The following is a 17,814-nucleotide window of genomic DNA, read 5'->3' as shown; positions in this document are numbered from 1 at the left end:
GGAAATGCCCGAAAGTCTACGCCAGGCCGCCGGGCCTGACGACCCGCAACAGGCCAACATGAAACGAAAACGGCGGCTTGTAGCCGCCGTTATCAGGCGGGTGAATGACTCAGGAAGCCAACGCCAGGGGTAGCGGCGTCTCGACCTCTTCCAGCAGCTCCAGAATGGCTTCGGTGACCGCTGCATCCGCCAGCACCCGGTGATGACCGCCATCCTTCAGACGCAGCAGGCGACTGCGCGACCAGGCCTCGTGGATGGCCGCAGCCTCGCCCACACGCACGTACCTGTCGTCCTCGGCGTGCACCACCAGGCCGGGAAAATCCAGCCGATAGCGCGCGACGTCCAGCTGTTTGGCGGCGATCCCCGCGCGCCCTTCGATCATGCGGATGAAGCGCGAGCGCGCCACAGGCGGCAAGCCGACCATCCTGGAGAAACCACGCAGAACCCCCAGCACATTGCTCGGCGCGCCGATGGTCACCAGCGTCTCGGTACGCAGACCCATTTGAGTCGCTAGCAGCGCGCTGGCTCCGCCCATGGAATGGCCGATCACGGCGCGTAGTGGAGGCAGTTCGCTGGACGCTTCCAGCAAGGCGCGGGCGAACAGCACGATGTCCGCTTCCTGACCGGGCGAGCGGCCATGCCCCGGACCGTCCAAAGCGATCACCCCGTAGCCGGCACCCACCAGCTTCTCGATCAGCGTGGCGAACTGGGTGGGGCGCCCTTCCCAACCGTGCATCAGCAGCACCGCCGGCCCCTCGCCCCAGCGCAGGGCGGACAGGCCGAAGCGCAAGGTGACACGTTCAGAGCTGGCCAGCAGCGGCAGCTCCCAGTCACGCGGCGCGTATTCGTTGGGCGTCACGAACAGCTGACGCATGCGCTGCGCCGCCCATTGCGGTGCCACACGACCCAGGGTGGCGTTGACTCCTCGAACCCAGCTCAGACTGTTCATTTTGACGCACCTCTTCAGATCACCGCTTTTTTTGCGGCACGCAGGACACGGTCGGACAGGTCGCCATTACCCAAGGCACGGGCCAGCGCCAGTCCGCCAATCATCAAAGCCATGTCGCTGAGCACGGTGTCGATTTCCTCAGGGCGGCCGGCCAGCGCCGCCACCATCAGCTCCACGTGCTCTTCCAGGGTCTGGCGGAAGCCCTCCGGCAGGTTGGCCACTTCGTTCAGCGAACTGGGGATCGGGCAGCCGTCCTCTTCGGTATCACGGTGCTTGCGGGACAGGTAGAACTGCGCGGTCAGCGCGCGGCGCTCGGCAAAGCTCAATTGCGGGTCAAAGCGCTTGAGCCCTTCCCGGCGTTTGGCGAGCAACTCGCGGAAGGCCTCCAGCATCAGCGCGTCCTTGCTCTCGAAGTGCGAATAGAAGCCACCCACCGTCAGCCCCGCCGCCGACATCACCTCACCCACACTGGGGCCGACCGGCCCGTGCTGCAGCAATGCGCTGGTAGCGGCGGAAAGGATGCGTTCGCGGGTCTGGGCTTTCTTGTCGCTCATGGCTGGCTTCTCGCTCGGACAAAATATTATGTGGAGAATATTATTCTCATAATAAAAATCGGCAAGCAGAAAGCGCGACCACTGGTCGGAGGAAAATTTTCGGGAGGGAGAAAAAACAAAAGGGCCACTGAAAGTCTCAGTGGCCCTATAGGCATCGCAGAGCGATAAAAATGGCGTCCCCTAGGGGACTCGAACCCCTGTTACCGCCGTGAAAGGGCGGTGTCCTAGGCCACTAGACGAAGGGGACATATCCTTCGAAGAAACCCACCAGGCGGTGGATTCTGGCTTCATCCCGATTGGGAAATTGGTGGAGCTAGACGGGATCGAACCGTCGACCTCTTGCATGCCATGCAAGCGCTCTCCCAGCTGAGCTATAGCCCCAGATGACTCTGGCTGACGATGCGAACGCATCGTCGCTGGAATAGTGGCGTCCCCTAGGGGACTCGAACCCCTGTTACCGCCGTGAAAGGGCGGTGTCCTAGGCCACTAGACGAAGGGGACGCAAAACCTTCGATATAAGCTCTGTCCGGACCAGACAAAACTTACTGGACTCTTGGTCCATAAGAATTTGGTGGAGCTAGACGGGATCGAACCGTCGACCTCTTGCATGCCATGCAAGCGCTCTCCCAGCTGAGCTATAGCCCCAAAGTACCGCTGGATCTACCGTTCCGCTCCGTCCTGCCAGTGCAGTTCGTCGCTGGAACGGGGCGCATCTTAGGGGCGGGACGAACCCCTGTCAACACTATTTTTTCAGATCTCTAATTTTTTTCTCCCACAGAACAATCACTTATGTGACCGCCCCCGTTTCCGGCCAGCGAAATTCGCGGCTCGCCTCCCCTCCTCCGACTCAGCCGCAACCACCGCCGCAGGCAAGGAAAAGGCCGGGCGCTTTGCAGCGCCCGGCCTTTTTTAGTGTAGGAAAGAACTCAGGAGCCGATGGCGTCGCGAATCTTTTCCCACTCCTTGGCTTCCTTCTTCGACGCACCACCCAGCAGCTCCAGGGCCTGGCGCAGGCGATAGCGCGACAGGTCAGCGCCGAGGATCTCCATGGCATCAAGCACCGACACCGAGCTGACCTGGCCGGTGATGGCCGGGAACATCAGCGGCATCACGTCACGCAGCTTGAGGCCCAGATGCTCGGCCACGGCCTGGATGGTCGCAGTGATGCGATCCTTTTCCCACTGGCGCAGCGCTTCGAGCTTCCACAGCACCAGTTGCAGGACCTGGCGGACCTGGGTGGCGTCAAGCTTCTTGTGTTCGAACAGTTTGGCGTCCAGCTGCACGCCGCCACTGAAGAAGAAGCCGGCCAACGGAGCGATCTGGCTGAAGTTCTCCACGCGGCCCTGCACATGCGGAGCGATCTTCATCAGGTACTCGGGGTTGAGCGCCCACTTCTGCACTTCCCTGGCGAAGTCCTCGACGGACAGTTCGCGAATCCACTGGCCGTTCAGCCAGGAGAGCTTCTCGATGTCGAAGATCGGACCACCCAGCGACACGCGGGACAGGTCGAAGTGTTCGATCATCTCCGCCAGGCTGAATTTCTCGCGCTCGTCGGGCATGGACCAGCCCATGCGGCCGAGGTAGTTCAGCAGCGCCTGGGGCAGCAGGCCCATGCGCTCGTAGAAGGTGATGGAGGTGGGGTTCTTGCGCTTGGACAGCTTGCTCTTGTCCGGGTTGCGCAGCAGCGGCATGTAGCAGAGCACCGGCTGTTCCCAACCGAAATACTCGTACAGCTTGATCAGCTTGGGCGCCGAGGGCAGCCACTCTTCGCCGCGCAGGACGTGGGTGATGCCCATCAGGTGGTCGTCGACCACGTTGGCGAGGAAGTAGGTGGGCAGCCCGTCGGCCTTCATCAGCACCTGCATGTCCATGCGGTCCCACGGGATTTCCACGTCGCCACGGAGCATGTCCGGGACCACGCAGACACCCTCGGTCGGCACCTTCATGCGCACCACATGGGATTCGCCGGCAGCAATGCGCTTGGCCGATTCCTCTTTCGCAAGGTGCATGCAGTGGCCGTCGTAGCGCGGGGTTTCCTTGCGCGCCTGTTGTTCGGCACGCAGCGCGTCGAGGCGCTCGGAGGAGCAGAAGCAGGGGAAAGCATGGCCTTTGTCGACCAGCTCATCGCTGTACTGCTTATAGATGGCGCCACGTTCGCTCTGCCGATACGGGCCGTGCGGGCCGCCGACGTCCGGGCCCTCGTCCCACTCGATACCCAGCCAGCGCAGCGCGTCGAAGATCTGCTGTTCCGATTCGCGGGTCGAGCGCACCTGATCGGTGTCCTCGATGCGCAGAATGAACTGGCCGCCGTGCTGGCGGGCGAAGCAGAGGTTGAACAGCGCGATATACGCGGTGCCGACGTGCGGGTCGCCGGTGGGAGACGGCGCGATACGGGTGCGGACTGTGGTCATGAAGGCTCTCGTGTGCAGCAATTCTTCGTGTGAAGCGGACAGCGCACGACGGCGCGCGCGCTCATGGGTGCGATGGTATCAGGCGGGCCGCCTTCGGCTCCAGCCAACGACCGGGATCGATAGGCAGGTTGTGGATCAGGAAGTCGAGAAATGCCTTCACCTTCATCGCCTGGAAGCGCCGCGACGGATAGACGGCATACAGCTCGCCCACCGGCAACTGGACCTGGGGCAACACTCGAACCAGATGACCACTGGCCAGTTGTTCATCGACGATCAGCTCTGGCAGCGAAGCAATTCCCACCCCGGCCAGCACGGCTTCGCGGGCGAAGGTGATGTTGTTGCACGACAGCACCCGGTGACACGGTACGGTTTCCCCGCGAAGCGGCCAATAGCGCTGGGAGTCCGCCTGGAGCAGCACCGCACGGTGGCCGGCCAGTTGTTCGACGGTGTCCGGGCGGCCGTGCAGCGCCAGGTAATCCGGGCTGGCGCACAGGCAGCGGTTGGTGGTCAGCATGCGCCGGGCGATCAGGGTCGAGTCTTCTGGCTGGCCAACCATGATGACGATATCCACACCCTCCTCCAGCGGATCGACGGTGCGCGAGGTCAGTTCAACCTCGGCATTGATCTGGGGGTAAAGGTTCATGAATTCGCCCAGCACCTTGGCCAGGTACATCTGGCCGAACTCAATGGGCGCGCTGATCCGCAACAATCCCGAGGGGGCCTGCTGCAACTGCATCACGGCCTGCTCGGCTTCGGCAAAGTCGTGCATGATCTGCCGGCAACGGTCGTAGTAGGCCTGACCCACCTCGGTCAGGCGCAGCTTGCGGGTCGTACGGTTGATCAGGCGTACGCCCAGGCGCTCTTCCAACAGCGCGATGCGCCGGCTCACCGTGGACTTCTGCATCCCAAGACTGTGCGCGGCCTGGGTGAAACTGTGCAGCTCCACCACTCGAGTGAAGATCAGCGCATCATCCAGCCCCATGATTGTTCCCTATAAGCAACAAAGTTTCCGAAGTGTAGCGGCTACGTGCCGCCACGGAACACTGTTACATTGGCAAACATTTTTTGGCCAACCAAACGCTCGTTTACCTATGCCCGCACAATTACAACGCCGCCTGACCGTGTTCTTCATCATCCTCGCCGTGGTCGCCCTTGCCTTCCTGGCGCGCTGGTACTTCGTCGGCCGCTTCGTCGAGACCACCGACAATGCCTACGTGCAGGGTGAAATCACCCGCATCGCCAGTCAACTCGGCGCCCGCGTCGATGAGGTGCTGGTGCAGGACAACCAGCATGTGGAGAAAGGCCAACTGCTGGTGAAGCTGGAAACCGCCGACTTCCAGCTGGCGCTGGACCGCGCCAAGGCCACCCTGGCGACCCGCGAGGCGGAATTGGAGCAGGCGCGCAGCAAGCTCAAGGGCCAGACCAGCATGATCGCGGCCAGCGCGGCCGACGTGAACGCCAGCCAGGCCACTCTCGGCCGCACCGAGGTCGACCTCGGTCGCGCCCAGGCACTGCGCAAGCCTGGCTATGTGTCGGAGGAGCGCGTGACCACCCTGGCCGCCGACTCCAACGTCGCCCGTTCCCAGGTCGCCAAGGCCCAGGCCGACCTGCAGGCCCAGCGCGTGCAACGCGAAACCCTCGGCACCGATGTGCAGCGCCTGCAAGCGCAGATCGAGAGCGCCCGCGCAGATATCACCCAGGCCGAGATCAACCTCGCTCGCACCGAAATCCACGCCCCAGTCAGCGGCCTGGTCGGCCAGCGCGGCGCCCGCGTCGGTCAGTACGTGCAGGTGGGCAGCCAGCTACTGTCGCTGGTGCCAGACGACGGCATCTGGGTCCAGGCCAACTTCAAGGAAACCCAGATCGGCAAGATGCGCCCCGGCCAGACTGCCAAGCTGGTGTTCGACTCCTTCCCCGACCAGCCCATCGAAGGCCAGCTGCAGAGCCTGTTCGCCGCCTCCGGCGCGCAGTTCAGCCTGCTGCCGCCGGACAACGCCACCGGCAACTTCACCAAGGTGGTGCAGCGCATTCCGGTCAAGATCACGTTCGCCGACGACAATCCGCTCAAGGGGCTGATCCGCCCGGGCATGTCCGTCGCGGCCGAGGTCGAGCTGGGTGGCCGGTGATGCGCTGATCCGGCCGGTCGGGGAACCGACCCGCCGCGACTGGATCGCCGTGTTCAGCGCCATGCTCGGCGCGTTCATGGCGGTGCTCGACATCCAGATCACCAACTCTTCGTTGAAAGACATCCAGGGCGCGCTGGCCGCCACCCTGGAAGAAGGCTCATGGATCTCCACCTCCTACCTGGTGGCCGAGATCATCATGATCCCGCTCACCGCCTGGCTGGTACAGCTGCTCTCGGCGCGCCGGCTGGCCTGGATGATATCCGTCGGATTCCTGTTCTCTTCTCTGCTCTGCTCGTTCGCCTGGAACCTGGAGAGCATGATCGTGTTCCGCGCCATGCAGGGCTTCACGGGCGGCGCGCTGATTCCCCTGGCCTTCACCCTGGCGCTGATCAAGCTGCCGGAGCACCACCGCCCCAAGGGCATGGCGCTGTTCGCCATCACCGCGACCTTCGCGCCCTCCATCGGCCCGACCCTGGGCGGCTGGCTGACGGAGAACTTCGGCTGGGAATACATTTTCTACATCAACATCCCGCCGGGCCTGCTGATGATCGCCGGCCTGCTCTACGGCCTGGAGAAGAAGGAAGCGCACTGGGAACTGCTCAAGAGCACCGACTATGCCGGCATCGTCACCATGGCCATCGGCTTGGGTTGCCTGCAGGTGTTCCTCGAGGAAGGCCACCGCAAGGACTGGCTGGAATCCAGCCTGATCGTCAGCCTGGGCAGCATCGCCGTGGTCAGCCTGATCCTCTTCGTGATCCTGCAGACCTCACGACCGAACCCGCTGATCAACCTGGGCATCCTGCGCAACCGCAACTTCGGGCTGTCGAGCATCTCCAGCATCGGCCTGGGAATGGGCCTGTATGGCTCGATCTACGTGTTGCCGCTGTATCTCGCGCAGATCCAGGGCTACAACGCCATGCAGATCGGCGAAGTGATCATGTGGATGGGCGTGCCGCAGCTGTTCCTCATTCCACTGATCCCCAAGCTGATGAAGATCATCGAGCCGCGCCTGCTCTGCGCCATGGGCTTCGGCCTGTTCGGCATGGCGAGTTTCTTCTCCGGGGTGCTCAACCCGGACTTCGCCGGCCCGCAGTTCAACCAGATCCAGCTGCTGCGCGCCCTCGGCCAGCCGATGGTGATGGTCACCATCTCGCTGATCGCTACTGTCTACCTGCAGCCGCAGGACGCGGGCTCGGCTTCCAGTCTGTTCAACATTCTGCGTAACCTCGGCGGCGCCATTGGCATCGCCTTGCTGGCAACCCTGCTGGATAGCCGAGCCAAGGTCTATTACGACTACCTGCGCGAAGCGGTGGTGCCGGTGAACGGCGCGGTGGACGAGCGCCTGGCGCAGCTGACCTCGCAACTGGGAACACAGCAGGCTGCGCTGGGCAAGATCAGCGAGATCGTCCACCAGCAGGCGGCGATCATGGCTTACAACGACGCCTTCCACGCTATCGGCATCGTGCTGGCAGTGAGCATGCTGGCGGTGCTGCTGACCCGCCCGCTGCCGGCGGGCATGGGGGCTGGGGCGGGAGCTGGGGCGCACTGAGCATCCCGCGCTACGCCACCCCTTGCAGGAGCGAGCTTGCTCGCGAACCTTGTGTCACGACGGGGCCTGAAGGTGCTGGGCGATTCGCGAGCAAGCTCGCTCCTACGAAAAGCTGGGCCAGGACCGTACTCGCCAGCCGGCGAGTCCCCATCACTCAGCCCATCGACACCATCCGATCACGCAACTTGCCGATCTCGTCGCGCACCCCGGCCGCGGCCTCGAACTCCAGGTCGCGGGCTAGCTGATACATGCGTTCTTCCAGTTGCTTGATGCGCTTGCCGATCTCGTCCGGCGTGCGCAGCTCGTTCTCGTAGCGCCCGCTCTCCTCCGCTACCTTCGCCAGGCTGCGGCGCTTGCCCTTGGCGCCCGGTACCACGGCACCCTCGAGGATGTCCTTGATGTCCTTGGTCACGCCCTTGGGCACGATGCCATGCAATTCGTTGAAGGCCACTTGCTTGGCGCGGCGGCGGTCGGTCTCGTTGATTGCCCGCTCCATCGAGCCAGTGATCTTGTCGGCATAGAGAATCGCCTTGCCGTGCAGGTTTCGTGCGGCGCGGCCGATGGTCTGGATCAGCGAACGCTCAGAACGCAGGAAGCCTTCCTTGTCCGCATCGAGAATGGCGACCAGCGCCACTTCCGGCATGTCCAGGCCCTCGCGCAGCAGGTTGATGCCCACCAGCACGTCGAACTTGCCCAGGCGCAGGTCGCGGATGATCTCCACCCGCTCCACGGTGTCGATGTCCGAGTGCAAGTAGCGCACGCGCACATCGTGGTCGCCCAGGTAGTCGGTGAGGTCTTCGGCCATGCGCTTGGTCAGGGTGGTGACCAGCACGCGCTGCTCCAGCGCCACACGTTTGCCAATTTCCGAGAGCAGGTCATCCACCTGGGTGGTCGCCGGGCGGATTTCCACTTCCGGGTCGACCAGGCCAGTGGGCCGCACCACCTGCTCGATCACCCGACCGGCATGCTGCTCCTCATAAGGGCCGGGAGTCGCCGAAACAAAGATAGTCTGCGGGCTGATCGCCTCCCACTCCTCGAAGCGCAGCGGGCGGTTGTCCAGCGCCGAGGGCAGGCGGAAGCCGTACTCCACCAGGGTTTCCTTGCGCGAACGGTCGCCCTTGTACATGGCGCCAACCTGGGGAACGCTGACATGGGACTCGTCGATCACCAGCAGGGCGTTGTCCGGCAGGTAGTCGTAGAGGGTCGGCGGCGGCTCGCCGGGGCCACGCCCGGAGAGGTAGCGCGAGTAGTTCTCGATGCCGTTGCAATAGCCCAGTTCAAGAATCATCTCCAGATCGAAGCGGGTGCGCTGCTCCAGGCGCTGAGCTTCCACCAGCTTGTTGTTGGCGCGCAGGTAGTCCAGGCGCTGCTTGAGCTCGGCCTTGATGTGCTCCATCGCCTCCAGCAACGTCTCCCGCGGAGTGACGTAGTGGCTCTTCGGGTAGAAGGTGAAGCGCGGCAGCTTGGTCAGCACCTCGCCGGTCAGCGGGTCAAAGGCGGCGATGTTCTCCACCTCATCGTCGAACAGCTCGATGCGGATGGCCTCCAGGTCCGATTCCGCCGGGAAGACATCGATGACGTCGCCGCGCACGCGGAAGGTGGCGCGGGCGAAGTCCATGTCGTTGCGGGTGTACTGCAGGCTGGTCAGGCGGCGCAGCAACTCGCGCTGATCCATCTTGTCGCCGCGATCCAGGTGCAGGACCATCTTCAGGTACGACGCGGGGTCACCCAGGCCGTAGATCGAGGACACGGTGCAGACGATGATGGCGTCCTTGCGCTCCAGCAGCGCCTTGGTCGCCGACAGCCGCATCTGCTCGATGTGGTCGTTGATCGAGGAGTCCTTCTCGATGTAGGTATCCGAGGACGGCACGTAGGCCTCGGGCTGGTAGTAGTCGTAGTAGGAGACGAAGTACTCCACGGCGTTATTCGGGAAGAAGGCCTTGAATTCGCCGTAGAGCTGCGCAGCCAGCGTCTTGTTCGGCGCCAGCACCATGGTCGGGCGCTGCACCTGGGAAATGACGTTGGCGATGCTGAAGGTCTTGCCCGAACCGGTCACCCCCAGCAGCGTCTGGTGCGACAGACCCGCTTCCAGCCCCTCGACCATCTGTCGGATGGCTTCCGGCTGGTCGCCGGCGGGCTCGAATCGCGAATCCAGTTGAAAAATCGACATGGGAACCTCGCATTGGCGTGTGACGCTTCGGTCGCCAAAGCGTCATACCAGTCGAAAAGCATGCGCGACAACTCGCCGCCTGCCGTAGAGGCCTATATAATACCGGCCCGTCGACGCAACCCCCAGCGCCGTGAGCGGGTGGGTTGCAATTGCACTTCACTCCCGCCTTAGAGCTGCTGCCAAAATGAGTCTGTTCTCCGCTGTCGAAATGGCCCCTCGCGACCCGATCCTGGGCCTGAACGAAGCTTTCAACGCCGATACCCGTCCGGGCAAGATCAACCTGGGCGTTGGTGTGTACTACAACGAGGAAGGCCGTCTCCCGTTGCTGCGCGCCGTACAGGCCGCGGAGAAGGCCCGCATCGAGGCCCACGCTCCGCGCGGCTATCTGCCGATCGAAGGCATCGCCGCCTACGATTCGGGCGTGCAGAAGCTGCTGTTCGGTGCTGATTCCGAGCTGCTGGCCGAAGGCCGCGTGGTCACCACCCAGGCCGTCGGCGGCACCGGCGCACTGAAGACCGGCGCCGACTTCCTCAAGCGCCTGCTGCCCAACGCCACCGTTGCCATCAGTGACCCGAGCTGGGAAAACCACCGTGCGCTGTTCGAAGCGGCCGGCTTCCCGGTGCAAAACTACCGCTACTATGACGCCGCCACCCAAGGCGTGAACCGCGTCGGCCTGCTGGAAGACCTCAACGCCCTGCCCTCGCAGTCCATCGTTGTGCTGCACGCCTGCTGCCACAACCCGACCGGCGTCGACCTGACCATGGACGACTGGAAGCAGGTTCTGGACGTGCTCAAGGCCAAGGGCCATGTGCCGTTCCTCGACATCGCCTACCAGGGCTTCGGTGATGGCATCGACGAAGACGCCTCCGCTGTGCGCCTGTTCGCCCAGTCGGGCCTGAACTTCTTCGTTTCCAGTTCCTTCTCCAAGTCGTTCTCGCTGTACGGCGAGCGCGTTGGCGCTCTGTCGGTGGTGACCGACAGCCGTGAGGAATCCGCCCGCGTCCTGTCCCAGGTCAAGCGCGTGATCCGCACCAACTACTCCAACCCGCCGACCCACGGCGCCAGCGTCGTCGCCGCCGTGCTGAACAGCCCGGAACTGCGTGCCGTGTGGGAAGAGGAACTGGGCGAGATGCGCACCCGCATTCGCACCATGCGCGTGGCCATGGTCGAGCAACTGGCCACCCTGGGCGCCAAGCGTGACTTCGGCTTCGTTGCCCAGCAGCGCGGCATGTTCTCCTACTCCGGCCTGACCGCCGAGCAGGTGGAGCGCCTGAAGAACGAGTTCGGTATCTACGCCGTCGGCACCGGCCGTATCTGCGTTGCTGCGCTGAACAACGGCAATCTGGACACCGTTACCCGCGCCATCGTCCAGGTGCTGTAAAAAATCAGGGGAAGTCGTCGGGGCTATGTTGACTTCCCCTTTTTAATCAGTAAGATACGCCCCGTTGTTCCGCGATAGCTCAGTCGGTAGAGCAAATGACTGTTAATCATTGGGTCCCTGGTTCGAGTCCAGGTCGCGGAGCCAAAAATTCAAAGCCCTCGGCACATGCCGGGGGCTTTTTTATTGGGCGTGGACTCTCTCCAGGGACTGCGTCCCAGGTGATTCCCCCTTCGGGGCCGCGCTGAAGCGCGTTCGGCTAACGCCGTCGAGTCCAGGTCGCGGAGCCAAAAATTCAAAGCCCTCGGCACATGCCGGGGGCTTTTTCATTGGGCGCTGGACTCTCTCCAGGGACTGCGTCCCAGGTGATTCCCCCTTCGGGGCCGCGCTGAAGCGCGTTCGGCTAACGCCGTCGAGTCCAGGTCGCGGAGCCAAAATTCAAAGCCCTCGGCACATGCCGGGGGCTTTTTTATTGCAGCGAAAAAAGAACCTTCACTCTCTGCACCACCCTGAGAAAACCGGTCATCGACCGGCTTTCTCATTTCATCAAGTGACGGTTCAGAGCGAAATGCGGTCGCGGTTCTTATCCAGAGTGCCCTTGCCGATGCCCTTCACCTCCAGCAGCTGATCGACCGTGGCGAACGGGCCGTGGGCGGTGCGGTAATCAACGATGGCCTGGGCCTTGACCTTGCCAATCCCCTTCAGCGACTTCTGCAGCTCCTCGACCGATGCACTGTTGATATTCACCGACTCCACCTGCGAGACAGGTGCCTTCGCAGCCGGCGCAGCTGTTTCGGTGGCGGGCTGAGCGGTGGGATCGGCTTTCGTGGCCGCCTGGGCGATGCCTCCGAAGGAGAGGCTCGCCAGCAGGATCATGCTTGCAACGGATAGCAGGCTCTTTTTCATGGGTCATTCCTGGACGTAGATAGCGGTAGGCGGTCGCGGTTGCGCCGCCTGGAAAACATATCGCCAGGAATGACCTTGAAAACGTCGGTTTAGAGAGTCGGCGGCAATTTCCGCTGCCGCCGACAGATCACCAAGAAAGGGCTGACAACGCTCACAGACGCAGCAATCACAGCGTCTGCTAGGAGCCCTGGATCAGGGCTCCATCCGCCGCTGCTGGTGGATCAGGTCGACAATCTCGCCCTCAGGGCAATAGCCGCTGACGGTTTCCCGCAACAGTTGCCGCACCCGAGCGTAATTGCCGTGCTCCACCGCCTTGAGCAGATCGGCCAGGACCAACTTGAAGCCTTCCCAGGGCATCAACTCCTCGTTGGCCTTCATGATCATCGGATGCTCGGTGACGCTGACGTTGTCGCCGATCAGCAGCTCTTCATAGAGCTTCTCACCGGGACGCAGGCCGCTGAACTCAATGGAGATATCGCCGTGAGGCGCACGCTCGGAACGAACGCTCAGACCGGACAGGTGGATCATGCGCTCGGCCAACTCGAGGATCTTCACCGGCTGCCCCATGTCGAGCACGAACACGTCGCCGCCGCGCCCCATGGAGCCCGCCTGGATCACCAACTGGGCTGCTTCGGGAATAGTCATGAAATAGCGGGTGATGCCCGGATGGGTCACGGTAACCGGCCCGCCACGCTTGATCTGCTCGCGGAACAGTGGGATGACGGAACCGGACGACCCCAGCACATTACCGAAGCGCACCATGGTGAAACGGGTCTTGTTGACCTGGTGCACGCCGGATTTATCGCCAAACAGCACCGGTGCAGATTCCTGACTTAACGCCTGCAGGATCATCTCCGCGAGGCGCTTGGTGCTGCCCATCACATTGGTCGGGCGCACTGCCTTGTCGGTAGAGATCAGGACGAAATGTTGTACACCCGCCTGCACCGCCACCTGAGCGGTATGCAGAGTGCCCATGACGTTGTTCAGCACACCTTCAGAGATGTTGTGCTCGACGATGGGCACATGCTTGTAAGCCGCGGCGTGATAGACCGTGGCGACTTTCCAGGTACGCATGACATCCAGCAGGCGCTCGGCACTGCGCACCGAACCCAGGATCGGCACCAGTTGTACTGCGAGAGACTCGCGCTTGATGCGGTTTTCCAGCTCCTGGTGAACCCGGTAGAGGTTGTATTCGCTGTGTTCGAACAGTACCAGCACGGTCGGCCCGGACCCGAGTATCTGGCGGCAAAGTTCAGAGCCAATAGACCCCCCGGCGCCAGTTACCATCACCACTTCGCCGCGGATGCAGTGTTCGAACAGCTCCTTGCGCGGCTCCACCGCATCCCTGCCCAGCAGGTCGGCGATGTCCACTTCCTGGATGTCATCCACACGCACCCGACCGTTCGCCAGATCGATGAACCCGGGAACGCTTCGTACATGGACCGGGTAAGGCTCGAGCAAACCGAGAATCTCGCGGCGACGGGCTCGGGTCGCGGACGGGATGGCCAGCAGCACTTCCTGCACACCGGTCTCGTCGATCATCTGCTGGATATGCTTGGGCTTGTAGACGCGCAGCCCGGCAATGACGCGGTTGGCGATCTCGTCGTCGTCATCGATGAAGGCCACCGGCCGCATTGCACGCCCCAGGCGCAACGCCGCCACCAACTGGTTGCCGGCAGAGCCGGCCCCATAGACGGCGACCTTGGGCAAGCCGTCCTGCTGCTTCAGGAAAGGAACGGCCTGAACCGTGCTGTACCAATCCCCCATGAAATACTGGCGCATCGCCAAACGCAGGCCACCGATCAACAGCAGGCTCAGCCACCAATAGTTGAGCACCAGGGAGCGCGGCACCATCTCGGTCACCGAGCGGTTCCAGTAGACGATCAGCGACAGCAGCAATGCGGAGACCGTAACGGCCTTCCAGATCGCGATCAGCGCATCATTGCCAAGGTAACGCATGACCGCTCGGTACATGCCGAAGCGAATGAACAACGGAATCGCCACCATCGGCGCCACAACGAACAGCCAGCCATGAACCCGGAACGGATACTCCAGATCGTCCGTTCCCAGACGCACGATGAACGCCAACCACAAGGCGAACCACACCAGGAAAATATCGGTGGCGACCTGCAGTAACCGTTTATGTCGTCTCGGAAGCCTCAACAGGCGTTCTCGGAGCATCAGCGCTTGTCCTTAATCCTGAGCGGAGAAAATAGTCCACCCGCTACATTGACCACCAAATCCGGCGGAGTTCAGCTCACTTCCTGTTCATCCGGACGGCCTGCACCCAGATGAGCTACGACAAGCACCAGAGGAGCATAGGCCACAATCAATGCCAGCAAGCCCGAAACATGCCCTAGCGCCACCAGCAAAGCCAGCGGTACCAGCCACAGCACATTGATGGCCGTCACCGTCAGCGACACCCGCAGGTGGCTACCGTAGCGTCGCGATGCCCGCTGATAGGCATGGCTGCGATGCGCCTCGTAGACACGCTCGCCACGCATCAGGCGACGGATCAAGGTGAAGGTGGCATCCACTACAAACACGCCGAGCAGGATCAACCAGCTCCAGACCAGTGGCGAAGCCATCGACCCCGCCTGCAATGCCAGCCCTCCCAGGATCAGTCCGAGGAAGCCGCTACCCGCATCCCCCATGAAGATCCGTGCCGGGGGGAAATTCCACACCAGAAACCCTGCTACAGCCATGCCCAGGATCAAGGGCAGCCAGACCAACTGTGGCGCCCCGACGAGCCAGCTGCAAAGGGCGCCGCCCAGGCAGACGCTGATGGCCTCCAGGCCGGCGATCCCGTCGATACCATCCATGAAGTTATACAGATTGAGCAGCCAGACCAGGAACACCAGCCCCAGGAAGTCGCCCATCAGGCCCAGATCCAGCGTCCCCCAGGGTACTGGCAGCGCGGGTACGCCTCCCAGCCAGCAAAGCAGCCAGAGCGCGGCGACAAAATGTCCCAGCAGCCGCCAACGCGCGGGGATATGTTGGTGATCGTCAAGGAAACCAATGACCGCCACCAGGGCACCAGCCGGCAACAATGCCAACAGGCTGCGCCCATCCACCGCCCCCAGGACGCCAGCCAACGGCAGGCAACCGAGAAAGCCCAGCACAATGGCCACGCCACCGCCACGCGGTGTGGGAACCTGGTGCGAGCTGCGGGCATTGGGAATGTCCATGATGCTGCGCGCCAGTGCATAACGACGTACCCCGGCTGTCATCGCCCAGGATGCGACAAACACGGCCACCAGCAGAATCCCCATGCTCATCGTCCCGGCTCCTGACCGCATCCCCGCGCCGTTTCCCGCAGCGCCTGCTCGACACTGACGGGAGGAGTCCAGGCCAATCGACTGCGCGTGGCGGAAATGTCCACCTGCAACGACCCCAGCAGACGCTGCACCTGCTGCCCCCGCCCCGTCAGCAGCCCGAGCAGACGCAGCAGCGCAGCCGGTATCGGCAGCAAGCGCGGCCGAACCCCCAGAGCCTTGCTCAGGCCACGGCAAAGCTGTGCGGTCGACATATCCTCACCGTCACTGACCAGGAAAACCTGCCCGGCCGCCGCAGGATGGCGAGAGCAGAGCAGCAACAGATCGACCAGGTTGTCCCGCGCCACCAGGCTGCGGCGATTGTCGATGGCGCCGAAGGGCAACGGCAATTGCCGCTGCAAGGCGCGCATCAGACTGGCAAAGTTGGCTTTCACACCCGGACCATAAACCAGCGGCGGGCGCACCACTGCCACTTCCAGACTCGTCTGCCGGGCAACGTCGAACAACGCCTGCTCAGCTTCGAGCTTGGACTGCCCGTAGGGATCCTGCGGTTGCGGCTCAGCGTCGGCGGTAAACGGATGGCCCGGCGCGGTTGCCTCGCCATTGACCTTGATCGAACTGACGAAGACGAAGCGCTTCACTCCCGCCGCCGCCGCTTCCTGCGCCAGGTGGCGGGTCGCCTCGACGTTGACTGCGCGAAACTCGGCAAGGGGATCGGCCGCCTGCTCGTCCATGACATGGACGCGCGCAGCGCAATGAATCACCACATCGACCCCCTGCAGCGCCGACGCCCAGGATTGAGCCACGCTCAGCCCGTCGATGCGAGCCACCTCGACACCGTCCGGCCAGGAGGTTGCAACGCCGCGCTGGGCGACGCGAACCTGTACATCGTTTTCCTGGCACAAGCGCGCCAGCACGCCTCGGCCGACAAACCCGCTCGCGCCCGTCAGTAGAACCTTCAATCAGATACCTGCAGAACCTGACGCCAGCGGCGTCTTCCATGTTTTGAGCGAGCGCGTCAGAGCGGCGAAATGACCGGGCGCAACGCGTTCCAAGCATGACAACTGGGACATTGCCAATGCAGTTCGCGACCGGCAAAACCACACTTGCCGCATCGATAGCGCGGCATTGTCTTATACAAACCGATGATTATCGGAGCGATTTTCTCAGTCGGCGAGTCTTTTTCAGCATCCTTGCCGGCAACTTCCAAGTACTCGCCAACGCCCTGCCACGAAGGATGACGCTCCACCCGCTCCAGCAAGCTTTCGCGCCAGGTCGACGAGCTTGCCGACTGCCCACACTCCGCCAGTAGCGCGAGAATGGCCGGCGGCACCTCTTCCCCCTCGGCCAACTCACGCAGACAGTCGTGCAGTTCGGGCAGATCCAGCCCGTCATGGCGGCGCAACAACGGCACGACCTCACCCAGGAAAGCCTTGGCATCGCGTGCCAGCTCGCCGATGGTGGCAATCGCCGCTGCCTGGTCCTTGCGCCAGAGCTCGCAGTCCAGGCGCATCAGCATGGCGCGCACGCAACGCTTGTCCACGCGGCGGGCCTCGCGCAGCAGTTCCTGCATGGCGCTGCGATCCCCGGTCCGGCCCTTCTCCTGGGCCAACTCGCAGTAATAGTTGGCCAAGGCGGCACTGAGTTCCGGGCGGCTCGGGACCAGCCGGGCGGCCAGTTCGATGGCGCGCGACCAGTTTTTCTCGCGTTCGCAGATCAGCCGCTGCTCATCCAGCGCTTCGTGGGAGATAGGCTCCTCACCCTGCTGCGTCAGCTCGTCCAGCAGCTCTTCGGCGCTACCCAGCAGGCCGCCGGCAATATAGTCACGCGCCAGCTCCAGACGTACCTGCGCGACCAGCGAACCATCCTCACCGGCGCGGCCGAGCAGGTCCTGGTGAATATGGATGGCTTTCTCGATATCGCCCCGGCGGCGAAACAGATTACCGACATGCAGGTGGCTTTCGAGGGTTTCCGGGCTGACGACCAACCCTTGGGAAAGGCTCTCCAGCGCGTCGTCGGAATGCCGCTCCAGCAGGTTGTGCATGTTGTGGACGCGGGCCCGAAGAGTCTCTTCCGGAGCCGCTTCAGGCCTGGAAAGAGAACGACGCCCCAACCACCAGCCGATGGCCAGGGCGCAGAAGAAGAACAGCGTGGCGATGACGCTAGGCATGATCCGTCAGCGACTTTTCACGCAGCGCGTCATTCTCCTTGCGGAAACGGGTGACTTCGGAGCGCAGCCCGGTCATGCGGACGTGCGCCTTCGCGCGAAAGGGGATGCTCAGCAACAGGCCGATTGCGCCGCCGACGACGAAGGCAAGGGAGATGAAGACCACCAGCGGCCACTGCGGCGACTGCCAGCCGAGGAAGGTCAGCTGCGCAGGCTGCAGGTTTTCCAGGACGAAAACCACAACGACAGCGGCCAGGACGACCAGCGCCAGAATCAGCAGAAAACGTTTTGCCCGAAGCATGGACACTCCTTCTTGAAGACGGGTACCC

At 63.0% G+C, this 17,814-nt stretch carries 14 protein-coding genes and 5 tRNA genes; 4 read left to right on the top strand and 15 right to left on the bottom strand.

The genetic code is table 11. The features are described 5' to 3' along the window. Positions 1-109: 109 nt before the first annotated feature. The 8 genes from CTR55_RS09925 to CTR55_RS09890 form a co-directional block, all read right to left on the bottom strand. The gene (locus tag CTR55_RS09925) at positions 110-949 is read right to left on the bottom strand and encodes an alpha/beta fold hydrolase (RefSeq protein WP_296285779.1); all 840 of its coding nucleotides are present in this window, start codon (positions 947-949) and stop codon (positions 110-112) included. Between the two features lie 14 nt (positions 950-963). Continuing rightward, positions 964-1,503 carry a TetR/AcrR family transcriptional regulator gene (locus tag CTR55_RS09920; protein ID WP_296285777.1) on the bottom strand — a complete coding sequence of 180 codons (540 nt, stop codon included), beginning with the start codon at positions 1,501-1,503 and terminating at the stop codon, positions 964-966. Between the two features lie 171 nt (positions 1,504-1,674). Continuing rightward, positions 1,675-1,750, bottom strand: a tRNA-Glu gene (locus CTR55_RS09915). 58 nt (positions 1,751-1,808) lie between these two features. Beyond that, positions 1,809-1,884, bottom strand: a tRNA-Ala gene (locus CTR55_RS09910). A gap of 44 nt (positions 1,885-1,928) precedes the next feature. Further along, positions 1,929-2,004 (bottom strand) — tRNA-Glu (locus CTR55_RS09905). 68 nt (positions 2,005-2,072) lie between these two features. Continuing rightward, a tRNA-Ala gene (locus CTR55_RS09900) sits at positions 2,073-2,148 on the bottom strand. A 281-nt stretch (positions 2,149-2,429) separates the two neighbouring features. Beyond that, positions 2,430-3,914 (bottom strand): glutamate--tRNA ligase, encoded by a 1,485-nt coding sequence (gltX, locus tag CTR55_RS09895; RefSeq protein WP_296285776.1) that lies wholly within the window; start codon positions 3,912-3,914, stop codon positions 2,430-2,432. 61 nt (positions 3,915-3,975) lie between these two features. Beyond that, positions 3,976-4,896, bottom strand: coding sequence for a LysR family transcriptional regulator (locus CTR55_RS09890; protein WP_296285775.1), 921 nt, complete (start codon positions 4,894-4,896; stop codon positions 3,976-3,978). Positions 4,897-5,005: 109 nt separating this feature from the next. Between CTR55_RS09890 and CTR55_RS09885 the strand changes: the two genes are divergently transcribed. Further along, entirely contained in the window at positions 5,006-6,040 is a 1,035-nt protein-coding gene (locus CTR55_RS09885) for an HlyD family secretion protein (RefSeq protein WP_296285774.1), read from the top strand. Between the two features lie 49 nt (positions 6,041-6,089). Beyond that, positions 6,090-7,589, top strand: coding sequence for an MDR family MFS transporter (locus CTR55_RS09880; protein ID WP_296286508.1), 1,500 nt, complete (start codon positions 6,090-6,092; stop codon positions 7,587-7,589). 154 nt (positions 7,590-7,743) lie between these two features. On the opposite strand, the gene uvrB is transcribed toward CTR55_RS09880, so the two are convergent. Further along, positions 7,744-9,759 carry an excinuclease ABC subunit UvrB gene (gene uvrB, locus CTR55_RS09875; RefSeq protein WP_296285773.1) on the bottom strand — a complete coding sequence of 672 codons (2,016 nt, stop codon included), beginning with the start codon at positions 9,757-9,759 and terminating at the stop codon, positions 7,744-7,746. A gap of 184 nt (positions 9,760-9,943) precedes the next feature. Between uvrB and CTR55_RS09870 the strand changes: the two genes are divergently transcribed. Together CTR55_RS09870 and CTR55_RS09865 are read left to right on the top strand one after the other, a co-directional pair. Further along, a complete protein-coding gene (locus tag CTR55_RS09870; protein WP_296285772.1) occupies positions 9,944-11,140 on the top strand; it encodes an amino acid aminotransferase in 1,197 nt (398 codons plus the stop codon). 68 nt (positions 11,141-11,208) lie between these two features. Continuing rightward, positions 11,209-11,284, top strand: a tRNA-Asn gene (locus tag CTR55_RS09865). 411 nt (positions 11,285-11,695) lie between these two features. On the opposite strand, the gene CTR55_RS09860 is transcribed toward CTR55_RS09865, so the two are convergent. The 6 genes from CTR55_RS09860 to CTR55_RS09835 form a co-directional block, all read right to left on the bottom strand. After that, positions 11,696-12,043, bottom strand: a complete 348-nt coding sequence (locus CTR55_RS09860) for a ComEA family DNA-binding protein (protein WP_296285770.1) — start codon at positions 12,041-12,043, stop codon at positions 11,696-11,698. Between the two features lie 192 nt (positions 12,044-12,235). Beyond that, positions 12,236-14,224, bottom strand: coding sequence for a nucleoside-diphosphate sugar epimerase/dehydratase (locus CTR55_RS09855; RefSeq protein ID WP_296285768.1), 1,989 nt, complete (start codon positions 14,222-14,224; stop codon positions 12,236-12,238). 71 nt (positions 14,225-14,295) lie between these two features. Further along, a complete protein-coding gene (locus CTR55_RS09850; protein ID WP_296285767.1) occupies positions 14,296-15,321 on the bottom strand; it encodes a glycosyltransferase family 4 protein in 1,026 nt (341 codons plus the stop codon). Continuing rightward, positions 15,318-16,280 carry an SDR family oxidoreductase gene (locus CTR55_RS09845; RefSeq protein ID WP_296285766.1) on the bottom strand — a complete coding sequence of 321 codons (963 nt, stop codon included), beginning with the start codon at positions 16,278-16,280 and terminating at the stop codon, positions 15,318-15,320. Before CTR55_RS09845 ends, CTR55_RS09850 begins: the two co-directional genes overlap by 4 nt. 56 nt (positions 16,281-16,336) lie before the next feature. Further along, positions 16,337-17,488 (bottom strand): tetratricopeptide repeat protein, encoded by a 1,152-nt coding sequence (locus CTR55_RS09840; RefSeq protein WP_296285764.1) that lies wholly within the window; start codon positions 17,486-17,488, stop codon positions 16,337-16,339. Continuing rightward, positions 17,481-17,786 (bottom strand): LapA family protein, encoded by a 306-nt coding sequence (locus CTR55_RS09835; RefSeq protein ID WP_296285763.1) that lies wholly within the window; start codon positions 17,784-17,786, stop codon positions 17,481-17,483. The genes CTR55_RS09840 and CTR55_RS09835 overlap by 8 nt, the downstream gene beginning before the upstream one ends. Positions 17,787-17,814 lie beyond the last annotated feature (28 nt).

It is taken from the genome of Pseudomonas sp. (assembly GCF_002796985.1).
GTDB lineage: Bacteria > Pseudomonadota > Gammaproteobacteria > Pseudomonadales > Pseudomonadaceae > Pseudomonas.
The sequence above is the reverse complement of the archived record's forward strand: the minus strand, read 5'-3'. Positions and strand labels throughout refer to the sequence as shown.

Excerpts from the sequence above, each read along its gene's own strand:
- uvrB (WP_296285773.1), bottom strand. The coding sequence starts at position 9,759 with ATGTCGATTTTTCAACTGGATTCGCGATTCGAGCCCGCCGGCGACCAG.
- CTR55_RS09885 (WP_296285774.1), top strand. The coding sequence starts at position 5,006 with ATGCCCGCACAATTACAACGCCGCCTGACCGTGTTCTTCATCATCCTC.
- CTR55_RS09835 (WP_296285763.1), bottom strand. The coding sequence starts at position 17,786 with ATGCTTCGGGCAAAACGTTTTCTGCTGATTCTGGCGCTGGTCGTCCTG.
- CTR55_RS09920 (WP_296285777.1), bottom strand. The coding sequence starts at position 1,503 with ATGAGCGACAAGAAAGCCCAGACCCGCGAACGCATCCTTTCCGCCGCT.
- gltX (WP_296285776.1), bottom strand. The coding sequence starts at position 3,914 with ATGACCACAGTCCGCACCCGTATCGCGCCGTCTCCCACCGGCGACCCG.
- CTR55_RS09850 (WP_296285767.1), bottom strand. The coding sequence starts at position 15,321 with ATGAGCATGGGGATTCTGCTGGTGGCCGTGTTTGTCGCATCCTGGGCG.
- CTR55_RS09860 (WP_296285770.1), bottom strand. The coding sequence starts at position 12,043 with ATGAAAAAGAGCCTGCTATCCGTTGCAAGCATGATCCTGCTGGCGAGC.
- CTR55_RS09870 (WP_296285772.1), top strand. The coding sequence starts at position 9,944 with ATGAGTCTGTTCTCCGCTGTCGAAATGGCCCCTCGCGACCCGATCCTG.
- CTR55_RS09925 (WP_296285779.1), bottom strand. The coding sequence starts at position 949 with ATGAACAGTCTGAGCTGGGTTCGAGGAGTCAACGCCACCCTGGGTCGT.
- CTR55_RS09890 (WP_296285775.1), bottom strand. The coding sequence starts at position 4,896 with ATGGGGCTGGATGATGCGCTGATCTTCACTCGAGTGGTGGAGCTGCAC.
- CTR55_RS09855 (WP_296285768.1), bottom strand. The coding sequence starts at position 14,224 with ATGCTCCGAGAACGCCTGTTGAGGCTTCCGAGACGACATAAACGGTTA.
- CTR55_RS09840 (WP_296285764.1), bottom strand. The coding sequence starts at position 17,488 with ATGCCTAGCGTCATCGCCACGCTGTTCTTCTTCTGCGCCCTGGCCATC.